4 protein-coding genes are annotated in these 7602 nt (G+C 50.7%); all 4 read right to left on the bottom strand.

The window, feature by feature from the left end:
• Window positions 1-69: 69 nt before the first annotated feature.
• Window positions 70-2748, bottom strand: coding sequence for a 4-alpha-glucanotransferase (locus QZ311_RS11890; protein ID WP_297068336.1), 2679 nt, complete (start codon window positions 2746-2748; stop codon window positions 70-72).
• Between the two features lie 182 nt (window positions 2749-2930).
• On the bottom strand, window positions 2931-5771 hold the full coding sequence (locus QZ311_RS11885) for a M16 family metallopeptidase (RefSeq protein ID WP_297068334.1): 2841 nt from the start codon (window positions 5769-5771) through the stop codon (window positions 2931-2933).
• 108 nt (window positions 5772-5879) lie between these two features.
• On the bottom strand, window positions 5880-6653 hold the full coding sequence (locus tag QZ311_RS11880; RefSeq protein ID WP_297068332.1) for a hypothetical protein: 774 nt from the start codon (window positions 6651-6653) through the stop codon (window positions 5880-5882).
• 27 nt (window positions 6654-6680) lie between these two features.
• Complete coding sequence (gene mazG, locus QZ311_RS11875) at window positions 6681-7460, bottom strand: nucleoside triphosphate pyrophosphohydrolase (RefSeq protein WP_297068329.1); 780 nt, start codon at window positions 7458-7460, stop codon at window positions 6681-6683.
• Window positions 7461-7602: the final 142 nt, after the last annotated feature.

The raw sequence follows: 7602 nt of genomic DNA, 5'->3' as shown, positions 1-7602 counted from the left end.
AAATGGCTGATTGTTTTATTGGTGAATGGTCTATTGCTTATATCGAACTCACGTTTTTTATTATTCTATTCATCGGCCGGAGTTGGTGATTTCGTCTCGGAGACGGGTGTTGAAATCCTTCTGGTTGTTGAGGTCTTCGAGTGTCAGGTGCATGCGGTAGCGCCAGTAGTGGCGTGGGTTTGCCGGAATGTTGATGAGTTCCTCGCGTGGATCCTGACGGCGGAGCACTCCGTCGATTGACAGCCAGTCCTGAAGCGGAAGGATGCAGAGCATTGAAGGCGACTGGAGGTGCATGCGGATGATACGTTCACAGATCCACGGTTCGGCATACTGCGGTGCGGGACCGGGTTCGCCGAGCACTTCGTTATAGTAGCGCTGGGTGGCATCGCGGTCACTTTCCCACCAGCGGCGTATACCGTCCATGTCATGGGTCGAAGTGGTGCAGACCGAACGGTATGGATAACTCCATGTGTTGCCGAATGTGGCATTGGGGTCTTTTGGCATGCGCTGAATCTCAAGCACAAGTATCTGAAGATTGTTCATCACCGCAGGGACGCATGCCGGAATCATGCCAAGGTCCTCGGCGCATACAAGCATGTCGGTGGCGTCGGTGAGCGGTGGAAGTTTCCACATGGCTTTTCCATACCAGAAATCGTTGTTGCGACGATAGAAGAAGTCGTTGTACATGCGGTTGAAACACCACTTCTCATAATCGTTCAGCGCCTGATATGCAAAAGTGAACTGGGCTGAGATTCGGGGATGGTATTTGCCCTTTTCATAGGGGTCTTCGATGAAAAGAACCTCGTCGATGAGTCCGAGCAGGGCATTGCAGATGCGGTTGTTTTTCTCGTTTTTCTCCTGTCCGGCAAAGTAATCGGCCACTTTGCGCTGGGTGTTGAATTCGTCGCGCATGCGGTAGCGGCCATAGCCTTCGTCGATGAGGAAACGGTCGCGGCATTCATCTTTATAGTCACCGAAGAAGGTGGTAAGCATATAGTCCATGATGTAGGGACGTGTCTGGCGGTCCACATCAATCCAGAAGTCGTAGCTGTTGCGCAGTTCGTCGGGTGAATAGGGCAGCGCGCGGTTGAATACGCCGAGAAGTCCGTGGACGGCGTCCATCGGAATCTGCCAGATGCGGAAGAATCCGAGCACGTGGTCTATACGGTAGGCATCGAAGTATTCGGCCATTTTGCGGAAGCGTGATTTCCACCATGCAAAACCGTCTTTAGCCATCTCGTCCCAGTTGTAGGTCGGGAAGCCCCAGTTCTGTCCGAGTACGGAGAAATCGTCCGGCGGTGCTCCGGCCTGACAGTCGAGGTTGAAGAGGCGTGGTGAAATCCATGCGTCGGCGCTGGTGCGCGATATGCCGATAGGAATGTCGCCCTTGATGGCTACGCCCTTTGAGTGGGCATAGTCGCGGACTTCGTGCATCTGTTTGTCAAGATAGAACTGGATATAGTAGACATAGTTGATGTCGTGCTGGTGGAGATTGATGAAGTCATTGACTTTGGTTTCGTCATAGACGGCATAGTCGCCCCATTTCGACATGTCGGGTGTTCCGTTTATGTCGCGCAGCACGCAGAAGGCCGCATAGGGTGTAAGCCAAGATTCATTTTTCTCGAAAAAGGCCTTGAATTCATCGGATGCGAGGATAGTTTGACCGTTCTGGGCGAACAGTTCGCGGGTAAATTCGTTTTTAGCGTTGTTGACGCGTTCATAGTCAACCTGAGGAAGACGGTTGAGTTCACGTCCGAGTTCATCGAAGTAGTGCTGGCGTTCCTCGTTGTCAAGTCGACCCATTGCCGATAGACGCAGGTACATCGGGTGGAGCGCGAAGGTCGAGTTGGCGTTGTAGGGATATGAATCGGTCCACGAACCGGTCATGGTCGTGTCGTTTATTGGCAGGAGCTGGACAAAGTTCTGCTTTGTCCGGGCAGCCCAGTCAATCATAAGTTTCAGGTCCATGAAATCGCCGACACCGAAGTCTTCCTCGCTTCGGAGTGAGAATACTGGGATTGCGACACCTGTACCGCGCCAAGGAGCAATTGGATTGACAAGCCTTTCGCCTGAGTTTATCACTGATTCATGAGGACGGGTAAGATTGATGTCGATATGGCGGTTGTCGCGCCCTTCCCAAGCGACGATTTCTCCTGTGGCTTTTTTTATTATCAGGAATTTGTAATCGCTTCCCGGTTCTATTTCGGCGGCAGGTATGTTGACGGTCCATGTCGGATAGGCAGCATCGCTCATGCGAAGGACTTTCTTTGTGTCCCAGCCTCCGAAAGCCTTGGCCTCACCGCTTACGGCGACAGCCTCGTCGGGTGCAATCATCGGAGCGTCGACGGAGAGTGTGAGCATTCCTGCCGAGGGGATGACAGCCTCGTCGCGCTCGCCACGGTGGCAGATGCAGTCAGTGAATGCACTGCTGTAGTAAGGTTTGTCCATCGGCTGGTCCTGCCAACGGTCAAAGATTCTGAATGAGTGTGCTTCGGGAGCATGAGTGAAACGGCGGGGTTTGCCCCATTCGTGGCGGACGTAGCCGTTGTCGTGGCGCACAATATAGCCGTAAGAGAACTCCTCTACCGAATCCGGGATTTCGACTTCGGCTTTCCACGTTTCAGTTCCTGAGAGAGTCATCGGGACGGCTTTTGAAAGATCATTGCCGCCAAGAGCCTCTGCCGAACCTGTCAGGAAAAGCGATTCGCCCCATTCGGTATGGTAATTGACATTAAAGGTAAGTTTCATAAGTATGATATAATAAATGATATTTTCTAATGAGAGGCAAAATTAATATTTTGAAACTAAAAAGCATAATATTGAGATGCAAAAAGCTCGGATCGGAGGTGATTTTTAGCTAAAAAAACAAAAAACGGAGCATGACACATCTGATGTCATGCTCCGTGATTGATGAGGTCGTTTATTTACGTTTACTTTTCGGGGTCGAGGATTACGACGCGATAATTGTTCTGGGCGTTAAGAGCTTTCATATAGTCCATCACGTCCTGAATTGTGATTGAGTTTACGGTGTCGACGTTTCCGTTGAATGTGTCAACGCCGTTGACGATTGTGCCGAGGATTGCAGAACGCCATGCGGGGTTCTTTTCTCTGTTCTCGGTGAAGACTTTCACCATGTATTCCTTGATCGGGTTGAGTTCCTCGGGAGTGACGTTGGTCTCCATTGCCTTGAATTCACCTTTGATGAAGGGGAGGACTTCGTCTTTCATCTCAGGCTTCATCGGGAACGATGTCATGAGTGATGCTGGAGTGAGTCCGGAACGGTCGAGCTGTCCGCTTGCACCGATAGAGTAGACAGCGCCCATTTCTTCACGCACGGTCTTGATAAGACGGTTTGTCAGAATCTGGCCTGCGATAGAGGCGAGCAGCGAATTTTTGGGAGTGAATTCCATGTCGCCCTTTTCGATGATGGCCACGTGGGTCTGGGGAGTTGACATCGGGGTCGAGAATGTATCTGTCTTGTCGCCACCCTTCATGAAGAATGCGGGGTTGTAGGATTTCACTTCCTTTACGGCTGTCTTTTCGTTGCCGGGGAGTGAGGCGATATATTTTTCAACCATCGGCCGGAGGTTGGCGGGATCGACATTTCCGACAAAGATGAATGTCCAGTCGGCGGCGTTGGCAGTCATCGCATGTGCTACTTCAAGAATCTGGTCGCGGGATGCTTTTTCGATGATTGAAGAATTGATGGCGTGGCTGCGCGGAGAGTCATAGAGTGTAGAGAGCAGTGATTTCTGGAAAATATATTCCGGGCTCTTTTCCTGATTGGCGAGCACACCGCTGTAGGCTTTCTGAAGAGCTGCGAATTCATCTTCGGTAAATTCGATGTCTTTGAAGCCCATGTGAATCAGCTCCATGAGAGTCGGGAGATCCTTGGGAGTGGCCGAACCGCCCATCGAACGGCTGTAGTTGCTGAAGCTGATGTAGAGCGAAGCTTGTTTGCCGGCGGTATATTTGCTGAGGTCAGTGTTGGTGTAAGATCCGAGACCATAGGCCTGCATTGCGATGGGGAGGAACATGAGCGAGTTGTCGTAGTCGACAGAGAAGTCGGCATAGCCACCGTTGGCATAGGCTGTGAAAAGAATTTCGTCTTCCTTGAATTTAGTGGATTTGATGATGACTTTAGCTCCGTTTGAAAGAGTCCATTCGGTAGTTCCCCACTTTTCATTGTTGACGGTCGATGTGACAGTGCCGGCTACGGGTTCGGTCGGGATGAGAGGTTCGGATTTCACTTCGTCGACAAAAGCCTCGATGGTCTCCGCATCAACTGATGCGAGTGCATCGGCGAGCTGCTGTTCGGTTGGTTTGGTCATACCTTCGTTTTCAGGACAGAGCACCATGAGGACGCGGTTGTCGGGTGTGATGGCCTGTGACATGGTCTGGTTGATGACCTGAACGGGGATGCCCATTGCAATCTGCTGGATGAGCGGCCATTCAGCCTCGATGCCGGGGATGGGGTCGCCATCCTTGAAGTTTCCTACATATTCGTCGACAAATGTGCCGTTTTCACGGGTGGAACGGTTGTTGTAGACGCGTTCGATTGACGAAAGATATTCATTTTTAGCACGTTCGTATTCGCTCTGTGTGAAACCGCCACGCTGTGCGCGGAGAACTTCGCGGTAGACGGCCTTGAGAGGTTCTACGATGTCATTGCCTTTGGCTACGGCCGAGGTGGTAAGAGCATCTTTCACTTTCGACGAAAGGAAGAAACCGCCGAAGCTGACTCCTGCACCTGCGAAGGGTGCGTCTGGCTTGGATGAAATCTCAGCGAGACGATTGTTGATCATTGCGCTGATCATTCTCTCGATATAACTTTGCGCATAGTACATGGGTGTGTTTTTCATCTCTTTCGGCAGAGGGTCGGAGATGAACATGAGCTGTGCGATGAGTGTTTTCTGTTCGGGGTCGCTTCCGATGGCGTAGATAGTACCTTTATGGTCAGGGACAGGTTCGTACTTACGTTCGGATGCATTTTCAGGCATCTCGATTGACGAGAACATTTCCTTGATTTTCCCTTCGATACGGTCAACGTCGATGTCGCCTACGACAACTACGGCCTGCTGGTCGGGACGATACCATTTTTCATAATAGTCGCGGAGAGCCTGCGGAGGGAAGTTGTCGACGACCTCCATTGTTCCGATCGGGAGACGGTGGCCGTATTTAGTTGTGGGATAGATAATCGGAAGGAGTTTTTCGACGATACGCATCTGTCCTTGCATCGAACGACGCCATTCTTCGTGGATAACGCCACGCTCCTTGTCGATTTCCTTCGGGTCGAGAGTCAGGTCGTTGGCCCAGTCGTGAAGGATGAGGAGACAGGAGTCCTGCACGCTTTCGCGTGCCACAGGGACATTGTTGATGTTGTAGACGGTTTCATCGACACCGGTGTAGGCGTTGAGGTTAGCACCGAATTTCACTCCGATTGATTCGAGCCATTCGCGGAGCTGGTTGTCAGGGAAGTTGGTAGTTCCGTTGAAGCACATGTGCTCAAGGAAGTGGGCGAGACCGCGCTGATTGTCCTCTTCGAGAATCGAACCGACATTCTGCGCGATGTAGAAATCAGCCTGGCCTTTGGGATATTCGTTGTGTCGGATATAATAGGTCAGTCCGTTGGGAAGTTTGCCGATGCGCACGGCTGTGTCAACGGGAAGCGGTTGGAGCATGGGATTCTGACCCTGTGCTCTGACTATGCCGGGAAGAAGTACACATGCGATGAGTACTATAACCGACATCAGTCTGGATGTAGCTTTCATAATGGTGAATGTATAAAATATGAAATGAATGGTTTTATAGTCATTATGGTATATTAGACGTAAGCTTATTGATAAAAGTTTCGTAATCGAAACTGATTTTAAATGAATTTAACATTCGATTGTGCTCATTTCCGACATTCTTGCCATAATGGCCGCATGATTGCGCAAGACAGCTTCGGCTTCATTGGCAAGGTAGGGGACCGGTACAATATATGCCATGGAATAGTCAGGGTGAAACACTCCGAGCTTCAGGTGGCAGACACTTATTCCGTAACAGTGTTCAAGGATGTAGCGATAGATGCTCAGCTGAAGGGCGTAATGGTGGAAGGAGCAGTCGTGGAGATGACCGACGGGGTAGAAGCCTCGTTTGCCGTAACGGTTGGTGCGTTCGACAGAGCCGTCGGGAGCGATGAGCTTCTTGGAGCGTTTCCAGTCATAGATATTGAAAGTGCCGTCGGGGCGGCGTTCGAGAAAGTCGAGAGTTCCGGCCACTCCATATTCTTCCATATATATTCGCCATTCGCTGCGGTAGGGGTAGAGACGTTCGGCCGCTGCGAAGTGGCGGAATAGGGTATAGGCGTCGCCGTCATCACCGGCATCGTCACCAAGGTAGTAGCGTTCGATTTTTTCGTGCATTTCAGTGCCGAGTGTGCGGGAGCGGCGCGCGTTGTCCTCCCATTTCGCTTTGAGTTCTTCAGGAGTCAGTCCCATGGCGGGAGCTTTGCGCCGGGCCCAGTAGTCGGCATCGAATCTTGGGAAACAGTCTTCGACGATGTTGGTCACCGAGACAAGTGTACGGTTGCCGAGTGTGTAGGTGTGGCTTTCGGCATCAAAATCGAGGTAGGGATCACGCGGATGGGCGTTGAGTTCGTTGTAGTTCATCAGAGTGTTAATTGAAAAGAGGTGAGATTACAGATGCTTGGCCTCTTCCCAGATTGAATCCATTTCGGCAAGTGTCATATCGCGGAGTTCTTTACCCATTTCATTGGCACGCTTTTCGAGGTGGTTGAAGCGGGCAATGAATTTTTTGTTAGTCTTCTCAAGAGCGTTTTCAGGGTTGATTTTGTAGAGGCGTGCGGCGTTTATGACGCTGAAAAGCAGATCGCCCATTTCTTCCTCCATCCGTTCAGGCGATTTTTCGGCTACGGTCTCTTCAAATTCTTTCATTTCTTCCCTGACCTTGTCCCACACCTGTTCGGGGCGTTCCCAGTCAAAGCCGACATTTGAAGCTTTTTCCTGAATGCGGTCGGCCTTAATCATGGCAGGGAGTGCAGCCGGGACTCCTGAAAGCACCGTCTTGTTTCCTCCTTTTTCCTTTAGTTTCAATTCTTCCCAGTTGCGGAGCACATCGTCGGTTGAATTTACATTTGTGCTGCCAAACACATGTGGATGGCGGAAGATTAGTTTCGTGTTGAGCGCGTCGCAGACGTCAGCAATGTCAAAAGCTCCTTTTTCCTCTCCGATTTTAGCATAGAAAAGCACATGGAGCAACACATCGCCAAGTTCTTTGCGTATATTGGCATCGTCGGAGTTGATGAGAGCGTCGCATAGTTCATAGACTTCCTCGATTGTGTTCGGGCGCAGTGATTCATTGGTCTGTTTTGCGTCCCACGGACATTTGACGCGCAGGATGTCGAGAGTGTCGATTACCCGGCCAAGCGCCTCTATTTTTTCTTCGCGTGTATGCATGGTTGATTTCTTGTTGTTATAGTGACTTAATGCACAAAGGTACGAAAACAAAGAGGCATATCCAACATACGGCCTGAATAAAAAAACTCCGGCCGGGAGTCCATCAGATGGTCTTCCGGCCGGAGAGTGTTTTATGTTTAGT

This window comes from uncultured Duncaniella sp., assembly GCF_910578445.1.
GTDB lineage: Bacteria > Bacteroidota > Bacteroidia > Bacteroidales > Muribaculaceae > Duncaniella.
The sequence above is the reverse complement of the archived record's forward strand: the minus strand, read 5'-3'. Positions and strand labels throughout refer to the sequence as shown.

Bases quoted from the DNA above. Each gene is read 5' to 3' on its own strand.
- QZ311_RS11890 (WP_297068336.1), bottom strand. From the start codon at position 2,748: ATGAAACTTACCTTTAATGTCAATTACCATACCGAATGGGGCGAATCG.
- QZ311_RS11880 (WP_297068332.1), bottom strand. From the start codon at position 6,653: ATGAACTACAACGAACTCAACGCCCATCCGCGTGATCCCTACCTCGAT.
- mazG (WP_297068329.1), bottom strand. From the start codon at position 7,460: ATGCATACACGCGAAGAAAAAATAGAGGCGCTTGGCCGGGTAATCGAC.
- QZ311_RS11885 (WP_297068334.1), bottom strand. From the start codon at position 5,771: ATGAAAGCTACATCCAGACTGATGTCGGTTATAGTACTCATCGCATGT.